The 15,974-nt window shown below is 37.9% G+C and carries 18 protein-coding genes; 11 read left to right on the top strand and 7 right to left on the bottom strand.

Going from position 1 to position 15,974, the window contains the following annotated elements:
* The 5 genes from ACFJGY_RS07825 to ACFJGY_RS07805 all read right to left on the bottom strand — a co-directional run bounded on the left by ACFJGY_RS07825 (position 1) and on the right by ACFJGY_RS07805 (position 4,399).
* On the bottom strand, positions 1–1,071 hold the full coding sequence (locus ACFJGY_RS07825; RefSeq protein WP_379969770.1) for an endonuclease/exonuclease/phosphatase family protein: 1,071 nt from the start codon (positions 1,069–1,071) through the stop codon (positions 1–3).
* Positions 1,072–1,079: 8 nt separating this feature from the next.
* Positions 1,080–1,577: a GNAT family N-acetyltransferase gene (locus tag ACFJGY_RS07820; RefSeq protein ID WP_379969768.1), complete on the bottom strand. Its 498-nt coding sequence runs from the start codon at positions 1,575–1,577 to the stop codon at positions 1,080–1,082.
* Positions 1,578–1,640: 63 nt separating this feature from the next.
* Positions 1,641–2,804 (bottom strand): cystathionine gamma-synthase, encoded by a 1,164-nt coding sequence (locus ACFJGY_RS07815; RefSeq protein ID WP_379970141.1) that lies wholly within the window; start codon positions 2,802–2,804, stop codon positions 1,641–1,643.
* Between the two features lie 85 nt (positions 2,805–2,889).
* Positions 2,890–3,216: a gliding motility protein GldC gene (gene gldC, locus ACFJGY_RS07810; protein WP_379969766.1), complete on the bottom strand. Its 327-nt coding sequence runs from the start codon at positions 3,214–3,216 to the stop codon at positions 2,890–2,892.
* A gap of 169 nt (positions 3,217–3,385) precedes the next feature.
* Positions 3,386–4,399 carry a gliding motility protein GldB gene (locus tag ACFJGY_RS07805; protein ID WP_379969764.1) on the bottom strand — a complete coding sequence of 338 codons (1,014 nt, stop codon included), beginning with the start codon at positions 4,397–4,399 and terminating at the stop codon, positions 3,386–3,388.
* A gap of 18 nt (positions 4,400–4,417) precedes the next feature.
* On the opposite strand from ACFJGY_RS07805, the gene ACFJGY_RS07800 reads away from it, so the two are divergent.
* The 11 genes from ACFJGY_RS07800 (at position 4,418) to rny (ending at position 12,878) form a co-directional block, all read left to right on the top strand.
* The gene (locus ACFJGY_RS07800) at positions 4,418–4,948 is read left to right on the top strand and encodes a GNAT family N-acetyltransferase (RefSeq protein ID WP_379969762.1); all 531 of its coding nucleotides are present in this window, start codon (positions 4,418–4,420) and stop codon (positions 4,946–4,948) included.
* 5 nt (positions 4,949–4,953) lie between these two features.
* Positions 4,954–5,748, top strand: coding sequence for an NAD(+) synthase (gene nadE, locus ACFJGY_RS07795; RefSeq protein ID WP_379969760.1), 795 nt, complete (start codon positions 4,954–4,956; stop codon positions 5,746–5,748).
* Positions 5,749–5,774: 26 nt separating this feature from the next.
* On the top strand, positions 5,775–6,038 hold the full coding sequence (locus tag ACFJGY_RS07790; RefSeq protein ID WP_379969758.1) for a hypothetical protein: 264 nt from the start codon (positions 5,775–5,777) through the stop codon (positions 6,036–6,038).
* Positions 6,039–6,042: 4 nt separating this feature from the next.
* Positions 6,043–6,693: a hypothetical protein gene (locus ACFJGY_RS07785; RefSeq protein WP_379969756.1), complete on the top strand. Its 651-nt coding sequence runs from the start codon at positions 6,043–6,045 to the stop codon at positions 6,691–6,693.
* 26 nt (positions 6,694–6,719) lie between these two features.
* The gene (gene ribD, locus ACFJGY_RS07780; protein ID WP_379969754.1) at positions 6,720–7,832 is read left to right on the top strand and encodes a bifunctional diaminohydroxyphosphoribosylaminopyrimidine deaminase/5-amino-6-(5-phosphoribosylamino)uracil reductase RibD; all 1,113 of its coding nucleotides are present in this window, start codon (positions 6,720–6,722) and stop codon (positions 7,830–7,832) included.
* Positions 7,829–8,404 (top strand): hypothetical protein, encoded by a 576-nt coding sequence (locus ACFJGY_RS07775; RefSeq protein ID WP_379969752.1) that lies wholly within the window; start codon positions 7,829–7,831, stop codon positions 8,402–8,404. The genes ribD and ACFJGY_RS07775 overlap by 4 nt, the downstream gene beginning before the upstream one ends.
* Positions 8,405–8,472: 68 nt before the next feature.
* Positions 8,473–9,198 carry a bifunctional demethylmenaquinone methyltransferase/2-methoxy-6-polyprenyl-1,4-benzoquinol methylase UbiE gene (gene ubiE, locus ACFJGY_RS07770; protein ID WP_379969750.1) on the top strand — a complete coding sequence of 242 codons (726 nt, stop codon included), beginning with the start codon at positions 8,473–8,475 and terminating at the stop codon, positions 9,196–9,198.
* Positions 9,199–9,200: 2 nt separating this feature from the next.
* Positions 9,201–10,010 carry a porin family protein gene (locus tag ACFJGY_RS07765; protein ID WP_379969748.1) on the top strand — a complete coding sequence of 270 codons (810 nt, stop codon included), beginning with the start codon at positions 9,201–9,203 and terminating at the stop codon, positions 10,008–10,010.
* Positions 10,011–10,388: 378 nt separating this feature from the next.
* The gene (locus ACFJGY_RS07760; RefSeq protein WP_379969746.1) at positions 10,389–10,691 is read left to right on the top strand and encodes a hypothetical protein; all 303 of its coding nucleotides are present in this window, start codon (positions 10,389–10,391) and stop codon (positions 10,689–10,691) included.
* Between the two features lie 2 nt (positions 10,692–10,693).
* Positions 10,694–10,981: a cell division protein ZapA gene (locus ACFJGY_RS07755; RefSeq protein ID WP_379969744.1), complete on the top strand. Its 288-nt coding sequence runs from the start codon at positions 10,694–10,696 to the stop codon at positions 10,979–10,981.
* A 325-nt stretch (positions 10,982–11,306) separates the two neighbouring features.
* Entirely contained in the window at positions 11,307–12,878 is a 1,572-nt protein-coding gene (gene rny, locus ACFJGY_RS07750) for a ribonuclease Y (RefSeq protein ID WP_379969741.1), read from the top strand.
* Between the two features lie 409 nt (positions 12,879–13,287).
* On the opposite strand, the gene ACFJGY_RS07745 is transcribed toward rny, so the two are convergent.
* Positions 13,288–14,010 (bottom strand): hypothetical protein, encoded by a 723-nt coding sequence (locus tag ACFJGY_RS07745; RefSeq protein ID WP_379969739.1) that lies wholly within the window; start codon positions 14,008–14,010, stop codon positions 13,288–13,290.
* A gap of 271 nt (positions 14,011–14,281) precedes the next feature.
* On the bottom strand, positions 14,282–15,970 hold the full coding sequence (gene ggt / locus ACFJGY_RS07740; protein WP_379969737.1) for a gamma-glutamyltransferase: 1,689 nt from the start codon (positions 15,968–15,970) through the stop codon (positions 14,282–14,284).
* Positions 15,971–15,974 lie beyond the last annotated feature (4 nt).

The raw sequence follows: 15,974 nt of genomic DNA, 5'->3' as shown, positions 1-15,974 counted from the left end.
TTAATTGGCATCGCCTTTTTCGATGCCTTCGGTAATTTTTTCGATCACTTCCAATTCTTCTTCTTTTGAAATTTCCAATTGATCTTCTGTATCCTCATTTCTGATAACAAGCGAAATCCAGATCGGAAAATGGTCAGAATCCACTGTTTTAAGGACTTTCATATCGACCAGACGGAAATGCGGACTCACAAAAAAATGATCCAGAGGCCAGCGCAAAAACCAGTATTTTGCGTGAAAGGTATTAAACATACCGCGTCCACGTCTCGGATCTAGCATTCCGCTGGATTTCAGAAATAATTTGGTAGTTTTTGACCATGCGACGTCGTTCAGATCTCCAAAAACGATGGCCGGTTTTCCATATTCTTCTGCTTTTTTTCCGACCAGAAGAATCTCGGCATCACGTTCTGTACTTTCCGGATTTTCCTGAGGAACGGGCGGTGTTGGATGGATTCCGAATAGTCGAACCACATTATTATTATACTCCAGATCGGCAACAATAGACGGAATATCATCATCGATCAAATAATTGACCTCGTGATTTTTTACCGGAATATGACTGTAAAATAATAAGCCATAAGTATTTGCCAGAGGAACCTCAATTTTATATTGATAATCTTTCGTAACAGGCTCTAAAGCATTTTTCCATTCTTCATCAGTTTCCAGAAAAAATAAAACCGAAGGATCTTTTTCTTTGACCAGATCTATTAATTTCTGATAATTCCGGTTGTGCTGATAAACATTGCAAACCAAAATATCCAATGGTTTTTCATCAGGATTCGGCTCCGTTCTGTCAATCATCGTTTTCCCAAATTTTGTATAAGGAATGATGATGTAAAAAAGATACAAGGCGACAACAACTTCTAAAATCAAAAGTAACTTGTCATAAACCGTTGGCTCTTCAACAGCGAAATCCCATAAAATGGCAAGAATAATTAAGATAATAAATTTCTGAAAACGAGGATAATCAAACACCCGGAAAGCCCAGAACGTATTTTTGACTGAAGGAATAAGGACAGATAAAATCGCTGATATGGAAATAATCCAGTACAAACAATACATGTAGTTTTCCATATATGAATTTAATCTTTTATAGTTTTTCCTAAGATAATAAGACTTCGTTTTTCGCCGTCCAGTTCAGCAATATTTTTGAGATTGGCCCAAAGTTCAAAACCGAATTTTTCAAATAAAGTAAGACTCGGAAGGTTATGGGCGAAGATAAATGCAAGAAGATTTTCTATTCCTAAAGCAGGACATTTTTCTATTGACAATTCTAAAATTTGCTGACCAAATCCTTTTCCGCGGAATATCTCATCAATATAAATACTGATTTCAGCGGTTTTCTGATAAGCAGGACGTCCATAGAAATCCTGAAAACTCACCCAGCCAATGATATTTTTATGAGCATCCTCCACCATCCAAAGCGGACGCGTCTCCGAATTATGCTGATGAAACCAATCTAATTTACTTTCTATAGAAACCGTTTCCAGATCAGCGGTAACCAGCCGCGACGCCACCGTAGAATTATAAATTTCTACAATCTTTGGAAGATCATCTAAAGTGGTATCCCGAAAAGTCATATCTTATTTTGTTGTTAGTTTTTGGTTGATAGTTGATAGTTTTTTATGCAAATAATGTGACAACTATAAACTGTCAACAATCAACGATGAGAAGGCTTGTTCCAAGTCAGCGATAAGGTCTTCTGCATCTTCGATACCGACGCTTAATCTTACCAAATCGTCAGTGATTCCTAAAACCGCTCTTTTATCTTCTGGAATTGAAGCGTGTGTCATCAAAGCCGGAAGATTTGCCAGAGATTCTACACCGCCAAGTGATTCTGCTAAAGTAAATACTTTGATATTCTCCAGGAACGTCACAGCATCTTCTTTTTTCCCGGATTTGAAAGTGAAAGAAACCATTCCGCCAAACTCGGTCATCTGTTGTGTTGCCAAGGCATACTGCGGATGAGAGGATAATCCCGGATAGAAAATCTTATCAACCAAAGAATGATTCTCCAGATATTTTGCCACTTCGAAGCCGTTGTCCGAATGCCTCTGCATTCTGATTGCCAAAGTTTTGATTCCTCTCAAGACCAGATAAGAATCGTGAGGACCAAGAATTCCGCCGCTTGCAAACTGAATGAAATGTAATTTTTCTCCGAGTTCCGCATCTTTTGCAATCAAAGCGCCGGCAATCACATCAGAATGTCCGCCAAGATATTTTGTTGCAGAATGCATCACGATATCAGCGCCCAGATCCAAAGGTTTTTGAATATAAGGTGTGGCAAATGTGTTATCTACAGCAACCAAAATATCTTTGCCTTTCACGGTATCGGCTACCATTTTGATATCCACCAATTTCATCAGAGGATTGGTTGGTGTTTCCAGCCAGATCAGTTTCGTTTTTTCAGTAACGACATTTTCCAACTGTTCAACATTATCAAAACCGATGAATGTAAATTTCAGCTGATATTTTTCGAACAATCTTGTGAACATTCTGTAAGAACCACCGTAAAGATCGTCCACTGCAATGACTTCATCGCCGGGATTAAGTAACTTCAAAACACAATCGATTGCTGCCAGACCAGAACCGAAAGCCAAACCTCTTGCGCCGTTTTCGATGCTTGCCAGACTGTCTTCCAAAGCTTGTCTTGTTGGGTTTGCTCCTCTTGAATATTCGTAGCCGGAGATCAACTGTCCCGGACTTTTTTGTGCAAATGTTGATGTTAAAAATACAGGGACGTTCACTGCGCCGGTTGCCGGCTCGTGGTGTTGCCCTCCGTGAATAACTTTTGTATTGAATTTCATATTTTTAATATTTTGTTGGATGCTGGAAGTTGGATGCTGGAAGTTTTTCAACACCCATCTTCCAACTCCCAGCATCATACTTTTTTTACATTTTAATAGCCGACTTCACTGCAAAATCCTCAGCAACTTCTTCCAGCCATCCAGCGACATCTTCTTCACCGGTTGCACGCAGATAAGTTTGTCCCAAAGAAACGATAATCTGGTGATAAAAACGTTTCATATGATCCACAGGCATATCTTTTGTCCAAAGATCGATTCGAAGAGCTTCTGAAGTTTTCTCGTCCCAGACGGAAATCATTACGGCTTTTGTTTCCTGGTTTTCTACGCCGCCGTCTTGTGCGTTCCAGGTCATTTTTTCAGGAACGTGATTTTCGTCCAGCTCTATATCTACTGTGATTTTTGTTTTACGCATTGTTATATTGATTAAATAATTAATTACTATTTTTTTGAGGCTGAAATTTTAACGCAAAGTCCGCTAAGATTTTTTGAATTTATTGAAAATATTTTAACGTTCGCAAAGGCGTAAAACTCATCAAAGAATATTCCTTTCTAAAACTCTATCACTCTCAAACCCTCCAACTCTATTTCGGTCTGTAATCTGATCCATTGAAAATCTCCGTTGCATTTTTCTTTAAAAATACCTGTAATTTTTCTTCAGGATGCGCTTTCAGATAATTTTTACAAATCTGCCAGCCTGTCCAGATTGCAATCTGAGGTGAACTTTCACGATCCACTTCTGTATAAAATTTTGAGAAAGGACCAGGCGTGATAAATCGCTCGGAAAGATCAGGATCTGCACTGAAGAGCAGGTCGTTTTCGACAAAATAATTCCAGATATTGACTTCATTGGCAACAGCCCAATCATATTGTTCTTTGGAATAATTTATTTTCAAGTGATCAGGAACTTGAGGCAAAAATGCATCCTGCAGAATTTGAATTTTTCCCTGATAAACGATCTGATCAAGAAATTTTTGCTGATCTGTACGAACAGGTACCAACCTTGCCGCAAAAAATGCAGAGATCTTCGGAACCAGATTATCCGGATTCATAGATTTTTGAAAATAAAGATCCAGACCTTTATAATTCTTGTTTCCGTCTCCCATAAATCCTGTAACATCAACAAAAAGCATATTTTCGTCTTCTCTCAGAAAGATAGGATCAGTCACATTTTGAGGATCGATAACCGATGAATAAAGATAAATATGAGGCGGTTGAAATTTCGGGAAATAATTTTTGATATGCGAGAAAAGATCTGCTAAATCTTTGTCGAGCTTAGCTTTATTAATCCTGGAAATCGCTTCTTTATAGATGCGAACTTCCATCGTATCTTTTCTTCTGTTACCATAGTCAGCATCGGGAACAGAACCCTGAAACCAAGGATATTTCTTTTTGAAATCTTCCAGACTGACCGATGAATCATAGAATTCTCCGGACAAATCGGTGATCTGCACTTTTTTGACAGGATTCTTGATTTCGACATCCCATTGGTTTGCATTTTCCTTTTTGCAGGCTGATAAACTGAAAACAATTATGGCCGAAAAAGAGATATATCGGAAAAACTTCATTATTTTTACATTAAGATTTTCGAAAAGCAAAAATAAGAATTTTAAAGGATGAAGCTTCCAATTATTACCGAAAGATTAATTTTAAGAAAATTGGTTCCGGAAGATCTGGACGATATGTTTCTATTGGACAGCAATCCTGACGTTGTAAAATACGTCGGCATCAAACCTTTAACAAAAAAAGAAGAATCTGCGAAAGTCATTGACAACATCATCAGTCAATACGAAAACAACGGTACAGGAAGACTTGCTGTTATCGAAAAAGAAACCAATCAATTCATCGGCTGGAGCGGCATCAAACTTTTGACAGAAGAAGTCAACGGATTCAAAAATGTTTATGAACTTGGTTATAGATTTCTCCCGGGATTCTGGGGAAAAGGTTATGCGACAGAATCTGCGAAAGCCTCTTTGGATTTAGGTTTTAATCAATTGAATGCTGATAAAATCTATGCTTATGCCGATATCGAAAATCAGACTTCCAATTACATTCTCACCAAATTAGGATTTGAAAACAAAGGAACTTTTCTGGATAAAGGTGATCATTGCTATTGGTACGAATTAGAAAAAAATAACAGAAAATAAAAATTATGCAGACACAAAAAGTAATCGATCATATTGTAAACTGGCTAAAAGATTATGCAAACAACGCAAAAGTAAATGGTTTTATAGTAGGTGTTTCCGGCGGAATCGATTCTGCAGTGGTTTCTACTTTGGCAGCAAAAACAGGACTTAAAACTTTAGTTTTAGAAATGCCGATCCGCCAGAAAGCCGATCAGGTGGACAGAGCTCAGGATCATATTGATTTTCTGAAAGCAAATTTTCCCAACGTAGAAGGTTTTACAGTAGATCTCACGCCTGTTTTCGAAAGCTTTGAAACAACTGTAAACGATTACAAAGAAGGTGCCTGGAGCAAAAATCTTGCTTTAGCCAATACAAGATCCAGATTCCGAATGGTAACACTTTATTATTACGGCCAGCTCAACGGACTTTTGGTGACGGGAACAGGAAACAAAGTAGAGGATTTTGGGGTTGGATTTTATACAAAATATGGCGACGGCGGCGTTGACATATCTCCTATCGCTGACCTGTATAAAACTCAGGTTTACGAAATTGCAAAGGAACTTAATATCCTGGAAAGCATTCAAAAAGCAATTCCTACAGACGGACTTTGGGATGCTGATAAAAGTGACGAAGATCAAATGGGAGCCACTTACCCCGAATTGGAATGGGCAATGGAACAGCAGGAAACTGGAAAAAAAGCGGATGATTTTGAAGGGAGACAAAAAGAGGTAATGGAAATTTATCTAAAACTCAACAGAGCTACTCAGCATAAGATGAATCCGATTCCGGTTTGTGAAATTCCCAAGGAATTGAAAGCATAAAAATGTTTCTATAATAAAACATATCGTTGAAAAATAAAAATATTTTTAAGAAAATTGGAGGCGAATTTTTCATAGGAATTTTAGAGTTTCTAGGAACAACCTTTGAATCAAAAATCAGTTTTGGAGTATTTCTAATAATTACAGGAGGAGGAATTTTATTAAGTCCAATAACTCAAGGTATTGATTTGACCATACAATATATTCTAGGATCAATTCTTATTGTATTTGCCCTTTTTCTATTTATCTGGCGAATTGAAGAAATTAAAAACGAAAAAAATCAAAACAAATAAAAATATGAAAATCAGAAATCTACTTGCAATATCAATCGGTATGATTTGTATGTCAAACTTATATTCTCAGGAAACAAAAACTGAAGCCACAACTCCTGCTGCTCCTGTTGAAGTTATCGACCGATTGAATATTCCCGGCCCTTTGACTTTTAATGAAAATGAATTTCTGCTGGCCTTGAGCAAACAAAATTCTCCAACCTGGGTGCAGCAGCAATACATTATGAGAGATGACGATATCAGCAACTACAAGGAACTGATTAATATTTCTTATTTCGATAAAGAGATCGATATGGAAACTGCCATTGGACAAAAAGTGGAATTTGTTGAAAAACGAAGATCAAAGGACAAATATTCGTTCGTAAACGTAACGGAAAGTCCCGATGGAAAAGAGATCATTGTAGATTATCTCACAACCGAAACTCCGAAAGAAGGCGAATCTTACGCTGAATATAACCTCGACAGATTCAAAAATTTTGATGTTGGCGGGAAGAAATCGTTTATCATTTTCTCCTACTCCAAAAGAATTGCCGGAGATTTGAAATATGCTTCAAGATCTCTGTCAAAAGAAAGAAACAAGCTTATGGAGTCTGCTATTACGACTACCATTCCGCCTGTGACTTACAAGCCAACAGAAGTTGAGAAAAAGAAAAAATAATTTTCATAAGTCAGAAATCATCATTAATGAATGACGAATTTTACATCAGAAGGTGTATAGAATTAGCCCAAAAAGCTTTAGGAAAAACTTATCCAAATCCATTGGTTGGATCTGTGATTGTCCATAACGACAAAATCATAGGCGAAGGTTTTCATAAAAAAGCTGGTGAACCGCACGCAGAGATCAATGCGATTAACTCTATAAATGAAGAAGATAAACCTCTGATTCCGGAATCTACAATCTATGTTTCTCTGGAACCTTGCGCACATTTTGGAAAAACACCGCCCTGTGCTTTGAAGATCGTGGAGCTTGGTTTCAAAAAAGTAGTGATTGGTTCGATGGACAGCCACGACAAAGTGAACGGAAAAGGCAAGAAAATCATTACTGATGCAGAAATTGAGGTTGTTTCAAGCGTTTTAGAAAACGAATGCAGAGCACTTAATAAACGATTTTTCACCTTTCACGAAAAGAAAAGGCCGTTCGTTATTCTGAAATGGGCAGAATCTGCAGATGGTTTTATGGATAAGGATTTCCGACCAACACAAATCAGTAATCAGTTTTCAAAGCAATTTGTTCATCAGATGAGAAGCGAGGAACACGCTATTCTGGTTGGGAAAAATACGGCTCTCCACGACAATCCAAGTTTAACAGTACGAGAAATTGAAGGCAGAAATCCAATCAGAATCCTCATCGATCATCATTTGGAAGTTCCTGAAAATTTTAATATTTATAATAACGAGGCTGAAACAATTATTTTTAATTCAGTTAAAAATTCTGAGGACAAGCATCTGAAATTCATTAAAATAGAAAAAGAAAAATCTTTGGATCAGATTCTGGAAAAGCTTTACGAATTACAAATTCAGTCCGTAATCATCGAAGGTGGTGGATTCACTTTACAGCAATTCATCGATCAAGATCTATGGGATGAAACTTTCATTCTCAAAAATCCAAATCTGAATCTTGAAAATGGAACAAAAGCCCCGGAATTCAACTTCATTCCGGAAAAAACAGAAAATCTAAGAGACTGTCATGTTTATTTTTCAGGAATCACGGTCTTGATTAATATCAGAATTATAAAAATCAACGCTCGGAAAAATTTCCGTAAATTCGCACTCTTAATATTGATTTTCATTATATGAAAAATCTGAGTGCCTCTACAAAAGGTTTGATTTTTTCTTTGTTGGCAATGGGATTTGCTTTCGCTATTTACTTTTTGTTTTTGGCGAAGAAAAATTATTATCTGGTAGATAATCCCACGCCCGAAACATTTTATTTCAAGATCAATAATGGTGGAGAAAATATCCTCTCTGCTGGTCAATATGTAAAAGTTGATCTTAATAAAGGAAAAAACAGCATCAAGGTTTTTGACCAGAACAAAAAGATGATTTATGACTCTGCGTTCACGGTAGAAAAAGTGAGAGGCTTGCTGAATATTACAGGGAAAGATTATTTTGTTAATACTCAATATTACGGCTACGGTTTGAACAAAGATTCTCTGATGGCTACAAAACCCGGAATCGAGATCGATAAAAAACAATATCTTGGTGATGTAAAAAAAATCAATAAACTTTACACAGAAGATTTTTATTACAATCTGGACGAAGATTATGACCGTGTCGTCAAAAATGTGGCTAAGGTAGAAAGCCGGTCCAAAATCTTCAGAAAGCAGGATTTTATTAATTATTATAACAATTACTACAAGTTTAAGTAGATTAAAAAATTAAATGGTTAAAAAATTAATTATTAATTGAAGATCATTTGCCAACTATTAATTAAAAGATGGAACACAATAACGTAACACCATACAACTCGGAATACAGCAAAAAAAGTCAGGTAGAAGATATGTTTGACAATATTGCACCAAAATATGATCTTCTGAACCACGTTTTGTCAATGAAAATTGATGTGCTCTGGAGAAACAAATTGGTCAATATGCTGAAAAAAGACCAGCCAAAATTGGTTTTGGATGTCGCTACAGGAACGGGTGATCTGGCAATTACAGTTCAGAAAGGAACCAATGCAGATGTAGTAGGACTAGATCTTTCTCAGCAGATGCTGAACGTCGGGATCGAAAAAATCAGAAAGCAAAATCTGGATGGCAAGATCTCTATGCAGAAAGGAGATGCGGAACAACTTCCCTTCGAAGACAATAAATTCGATGGCGTTACCGTTGCATTTGGAGTAAGAAATTTTGAAAATCTGGAAAAAGGCTTAGCAGAATTGAGGCGTGTAGTGAAAGAGAACAAAAGTATTTATATCTTAGAATTTTCAAAAGTGGAAGGATTTTTGGGACCGTTTTATATGTTTTATTTTAAAAATATATTACCCGCAATCGGGCGTTTGGTCTCCAAAGACAACCGTGCTTACACGTATCTGCCGGATTCTGTAAATGCTTTTCCTTTTGGAGAAAAAATGAAGAACATTCTTCTGGATACAGGTTTCAGAAAAGTAGAATACACAAAATTGAGTTTAGGAATAGCCACCATTTATAAAGCTACGAAATAGAAATGAAGCAGCGATTAATCAGGATTTTATCATTTGCAGTACTTTTGAGCACTAATTTTAATGCCCAGACTTTTAATAATTTTTTCAGAACCAAAGACAGACCAGATAATCTGGAAGATTTTGATCTGAAAAAGTTCAGCTACGGATTTTATCTTGCTGCCAATAACTTCGATTACAAAATGGTTTTGAACCCTACTTACGGGATGGACGGCAACCAGAATCTTGTAGAATCCAAAGCCACCTACAGTTTCGGAGCCGGACTTATTGGGAAAATGAGACTTAATGAATTTCTGGATCTGAGAGTAGAACCGGGCTTGCATTTTGTACAGAGAGATTTGACTTTCAACACATTCGATCATATTAATGAGTTGTATCCAAACGGCGTATTATTACCTAACGGCACTTATTCTCAAGTCATTACAGATCTGAACGAAACATATACAAAACGAATTGTAAAATCCACTTACATTGATATTCCGATTTTGCTGGAGGTTCACGGAGACCGCTGGTACAACTCGCGTCCTTATGCCGCTGCCGGCATCGATTATTTGGTAAATCTGCAGTCTAACCAAACCTCGGAAGACGATAACCTTCTGAATACTTTTCGTACCACGACACATAATTTTGGATGGAGCGCAGAGATTGGAATTCAATTTTACTTCAGTCGTTTCAAGCTGACGCCGGCTATCCGGGGAACATTCTTTACCAATAACGAGTTGGTTGCAGACAAAGCAGAAACGCCGCCTTACTGGACACCGGCAATTTCCACGATGCAGACCAGAGCCTTTATGCTGGTACTTAAATTCGAATAAAATACATTGAGCTTTTCTTAAAGCTCTTTTTTTTGGGCGTGCCCCAATTATTTTTGCAAACTTCGATACCTCAGCTTACAAAACAATGGGGTCGGTCTACAGGCAGTCGCTATTTTTCTGTTACCGTCTTATCAGCCGGCAACAGAAAAATGAGCTCCAACAATGCCTTTCGCCCTCACGCAGCTGCGCAAAATAGAAATTTATTTCAGTCAAAAAAACACTTCCATAGTATTAGAATACAGTCACTTTTCAATATTATTTAAAGTTAAATCATTATAAATCAAATAAAAGCAACACCAATTTCACAAAAGAGAAATATCGTGTTAAATCATCATTAATTTTTCTTATTTTTGTAAAAGTTAGAATTTAATTCTGGTTATGTTAGGCGAATTAGAAAACAACTTTTCTGTTTTGGAGAAAAAGATTCTCAATCTTTATAAAAAGTTCAAGAATCTTTCGGAAAAACACGCAGAAATGTCTGAGGAGCTACAAAAGTTGCGGGAAGAGTATGTAGAAGAAAAACGCAGAAACCAGATCTTAGCAGAAGAAAACAAAGAATTAAAACTTTATTCAGCAATATCCGGAAACGCAGAACACAACCGACTGATGAAAAATCACATCAACAGATTGGTAAAAGAAATAGATATGTGCGTTTCTGAATTACAAAACAGCGGTTTATAACTATGGATTTCAGAAGAATAACTATAAATATTGCCGGAAGAAATTATCCGCTGAATGTCCCAGCAGCCGAGGAAGAAACCCTTCGGAAAGTTGGTAAACAGATAGAAAGTATGATTAAAGACTTCGAAGCCAGTTTCGATGTAAGAGACAAGCAGGATGCACTTGCAATGTGCGTTTTGAAACTCGGAACCAATGCAGAAGTTTATTCTTTAAACAATGAGAAAAATATTAAAAATACAAACGAGCGCGTGACCAAGATCAACGCACTCCTTGAGCAATTGGAAAAGTAAAATTTTTCAAATTACAAGCTGCCTACAATAGTTCTAACACAAAGAAGTAAACTCAACAATTAAAAATTACCGGACGAAAGTTCATTTGATGGCGTGCTGCCCTGCGCAGATTACAGAGAATGAAAATCAGTTCAAATCGTGTTTTTATGGAGTTTACTCTATAACTGAACTGTTGTAGGTTTTTTCATGTACTTAGTACAAAGTAAAATGTATTAAGTATTTAAAAATTAGAATAATTAAAATAAAAAAGGCCTGAAAAGTCTTTGTACACTGTACTTTTTACATTGTACTTTAAAATAAATAAACTCAACATATATATAAATTTATGGACACAATTACCATTATCATCGGTGTCGTTGCACTCATCATCGGAGCGGTTGCAGGACTTTTCTTCGGAAAAAGTTCTCTTAACTCAAAAGCGCAGTACGTTGTAGAAGATGCTAAAAAAACAGCCGAAAACATTATAGAAAAAGCCAATGTACAAGCAGAAGCTGTAAAAAAAGAAAAGGCCTTGCAGGCTAAGGAAAAATTTCTCGAATTGAAATCGGAACATGATTCCAATATCAACAGCAGAGAGAGAAAAATGCAGGAAGCTGAAAAGCGCACAAAAGACAAAGAAAACAAACTGAATGACGAGCTTAGCAAAGTCGGAAAATTAGAAAAAGATCTGGAAAGACAAGTTGCTGATTATAACAAAAAACTGGAAATAGTTCAGAAAAAACAGCACGATCTGGATGTTGCAACAGCCCAAAAAGTAGAAATGCTGGAAAAAATATCCAACTATTCTGCAGAAGAAGCTAAGAACGAATTGGTAGAATCTTTGAAAGCTGAAGCTAAAACAAAAGCATCGGCTCACGTTCAAAGTATTATGGAAGAAGCGCAGCTGAATGCGAAAAGTGAGGCGCGAAAAATCGTTATCCAAACCATCCAAAGAATTGGAACAGAGCAGGCTGTAGAAAATTCGGTTTCTGTATTTAATATAGAATCCGACGAGATCAAAGGTAGAATCATCGGACGTGAAGGTAGAAATATCCGCGCATTGGAAGCAGCAACAGGCGTTGAAATCATTGTTGATGATACCCCAGAAGCCATCCTTCTTTCCTGCTTCGATCCTGTGAGAAGAGAGATTGCAAGATTATCCCTTCACAGATTGGTAACAGATGGCAGAATCCACCCGGCAAGAATCGAAGAAGTGGTTGAAAAAACCAGAAAACATATCGAAGAAGAGATCATAGAAGTTGGGAAAAGAACCATCATTGATCTTGGAATCCACGGCCTGCACCCGGAATTGGTAAAAATCGTCGGTAGAATGAAATTCCGTTCTTCTTATGGTCAAAACTTACTACAACACTCCAGAGAGGTTGCAAATATTGCAGCAACTATGGCCGCTGAATTAGGACTAAATGTAAAACTGGCTAAACGTGCCGGATTACTTCACGATATCGGGAAAGTTCCTGAGCAGGAATCCGAATTGCCACACGCACTTCTTGGAATGCAGTGGGCTGAGAAATACGGCGAAAATGCTGAAGTGATCAATGCCATCGGTGCTCACCACGACGAGATCGAAATGACTTCTCTCCTATCGCCGATTATCCAGGTTGCCGATGCAATCTCCGGTGCAAGACCAGGCGCAAGAAGACAGGTTTTGGAATCTTACATCCAAAGGCTGAAAGATCTTGAAGCAGCTGCATTGAGTTTTGATGGCGTTTCCAGCGCTTATGCAATCCAGGCTGGTAGAGAACTTCGCGTAATGGTAGAAAGCGGGAAAGTGAACGATGAGAATGCTCACCAACTGTCTTATGACATCTCAGAAAAGATCCAGAATGAACTGACTTATCCCGGACAAGTAAGGGTAACTGTAATCAGAGAAACAAGATCTGTGAATATCGCAAGATAATTTTCAGATTAATATAATAAACAAAAGGCTTCCAGATTTGGAAGCCTTTTTTGTGCTTTGGTTATGTTCAGAAACAGAACCTAGACCAGTTCTGCTATATCATCAGGTGCCATTCTTACTTTGGCGGACGTCCTATTCGGTTTGACGGAAGTTTAATCTATTTTGGCGGAGGCCTTATATATTGCAGCGGAAGGTTAAAATACTTTGGCGGAAGCTTTATTTAGATTGACGGAAGCTTCATATATTTTGGCGGAAACCTGATATACTATGGAGGAAGCTTAATATACTTCTGCCAGACCCGCATATATTTTAGAAGCTATTGCTATGTCAACCTATAGTAACATAACCAGAATTGATAGGGCTTGATCTTTATCTTAATAACAAACATATATTTATATTCCTTAAATAATCAGGGTTTCTTGAACTTGATTTTTAAAATGTCTTTGTACTGTACTGAATCATTATCCAGGATGGTGAACAGATAGTCTCTGGCTTTGTTGAAAGTATCTAGCAGATTATTGATGTCTGTGTACATTATTTTATTTCTTTGGTCTCTTGCCATACTGAGTGGAAAGTATGTGTCTGCAACCTGCTGTGTAGATTGCATCATCTGCTCTTTCTCTTCCTGCAAGGTTGCAATCTGATATTCTGTTTCGTTTGGGGCGTAATTGGGAGTCATCTGCAGGAGCTGTATCATCTGTCCGTAATTGCTTGTACGCTGGTCATAACTCATTTGTGAGACTGAGTGCTGTGACTGCTCTGTCTCCGGAGTAACCGGAGCATCCGGCTGTGCTTTTCGAACGCCCTTGAGCTTGCGTGCAATGGCCATAAAATCTTCCATCTGAGCCTCCGTAACGCCATGGGTGGTCTTGTAAACTTTGCGAAGCTTTGTAACCTTTTTGCTAACCGGGGCGAAAACTGCTTTTCTGGCATCAACTGCGAAAGTGTACGGCGGAAAGACTGCATTGACGTTTTGCTGACACGAGAACGCATTGGAGTACAAAGTCTGAAGCTTATCCGGGGCTAAGTGGGGATTGCTAGGTTTGTAGATTGCGATCAGCTGGGTGATGTAGGAATTAATCAAATTGGCATTGGCCAAGTTTCTGGCATGCCCTTTTTCTGAGGTACTCATTTGTGTTGGTTTTTACTTATTTATCCAAATATAAAAATTATTTTAAATTCGTAATATATTGCGATAAAAAAATTCCGGCAATAAATCTATCATATCAACAGAATAAATAAACCCTTGCTTTTGGCGAGGGTTTTTGTTTGTTGGTTTGTTTTTTTTGGAAGCACGAGCGGGACGCTCGCGCTAACGAAGGGTCGTAATTGGGAGTACGGATTGCAAATCCATACTATCGGTTAAAGCCTTTTGTTGTATTTAAGAAAACATTTTTTTAATATTACTCCACCCCGACAGAATCATCACCTCGACCATCTGCAACAGCGTGAATCGTTTTATTATCATCTACCAGAATCATTTCTGTTCTTCCGATTTGCGGGATTCTTTGAATCTTGTAGTTCATCTGTTCCAAGGACTTTATCGTGGTTTCCGGGAAGTTTTTTTCTGTCATTACCAATTCGGGAAGCCATTGGTGGTGAAATTTTGGAGCGTTGACGGAGAAGTTGGCATTTTGTTTAAAATCAATTACACCTACAATTGCCTGGAACACTGAAGTCGGGATTGTAGTTCCACCAGGTGTTCCGACTACGATTTTTATTTTGTTGTCTTTCAGAACTAATGTTGGTGTCATAGAAGACAGCATTCTTTTTCCGGGTTCTATTTTGTTGGCTTCTCCTCCAACGGCTCCGAACATATTCGGGACGCCCGGTTTTATGGAGAAATCGTCCATCTCGTTATTGAGGAAAAACCCGGCTCCGGAAACAACCGTTTTGCTTCCGTAGAGTCCGTTCAAAGTTGTGGTTACAGAAACAGCATTCCCAAATTTGTCTAAGATAGAAATCTGTGTGGTTTCTGTACTTTCTTTTTGATTTGGGATGATGATGTTGCCGACATCTTTGCTTGGTGTTGCCAGTTTTGGGTTGTAGGATTTCCAACGGTTTTTAAGATAATCATCGGAGATCAGCATCTGAGTTTTATCCTGAATGAAATCCGGATCGCCCATATATTCAGCTCTGTCGGCGTAGGCTCTTCTTTCTGCTTCTACCATAATCTGAACCGCTTCTGTTGAATTCTGCTGGTATTTTGAAAGATCTTCGAAGGACGCCATTTTCAACATTTGGGCAAGTAGAGTTCCGCCACTTGAAGGCAAAGGCATTGATATGATCTGATGACCTTTGTAATCGAAAACCAAAGGTGTTCTTTCTTTTGTTTTATAATTCTTGAGGTCTTGAGGTTGTACGATTCCGTTTCCGAGTTTCATTTCGGCAAGGATTAAATCAGCAGTTTTTCCTTGGTAAAATTCTTTCTCACCAGCTTTCTGAATTCTTTTTAAAGTTTCAGCCAATTCTTTTTGGATTATCAGATCCCCAATTTTCCAATCCTGATCTTTTACGAATACAGTTTTATTTTTGTTATTTTTCAGAAAATCGGCTTTGTGGGAATTCAATAACCCGGCTTCCTGTTCTGTGATTGCGAAACCTTTTTCCGCCAAATCTATGGCCGGTTCTATTAATTTAGCAAAAGGTAATTTTGCATATTTTAAAGTTTCGAACATTCCGGAGATACTTCCCGGCACACCAACTGCTAACCTTCCGTTTTGAGAAAGATCTGTGCTGGCATTGCCCTGCTTGTCCCAATACATATCGAAAGAGGCTTTGGAAGGCGCCGTCTCGCGGTAATCCAATGCTGTTTTTTTCCCTTCTGCAGTTGTCGCAACCAAAAATCCGCCACCACCGATATTTCCGGCTTGAGGATAAACGACCGCCAAAGCTAACTGTGTTGCAATCACAGCATCAAAGGCATTGCCACCTTGTTTAAGGATCTTTGCACCGGCTTCACTTGCCAAAGGATGTGCGGAAACCACGACGCCTTTATTCTTTACTTTGACATCTTTAATAATATTGATATCTGTATATTGCGCAGAAACCGCTATGGATAGAAGAATGCTTGTGTATAGTATTTTTTTCATATTG

Origin of the sequence: Epilithonimonas sp. UC225_85 (genome assembly GCF_042695135.1) — a bacterium.
GTDB lineage: Bacteria > Bacteroidota > Bacteroidia > Flavobacteriales > Weeksellaceae > Epilithonimonas.
Note: the sequence above shows the minus strand (reverse complement) of the source record. Positions and strands in the feature narration are given on the sequence as shown.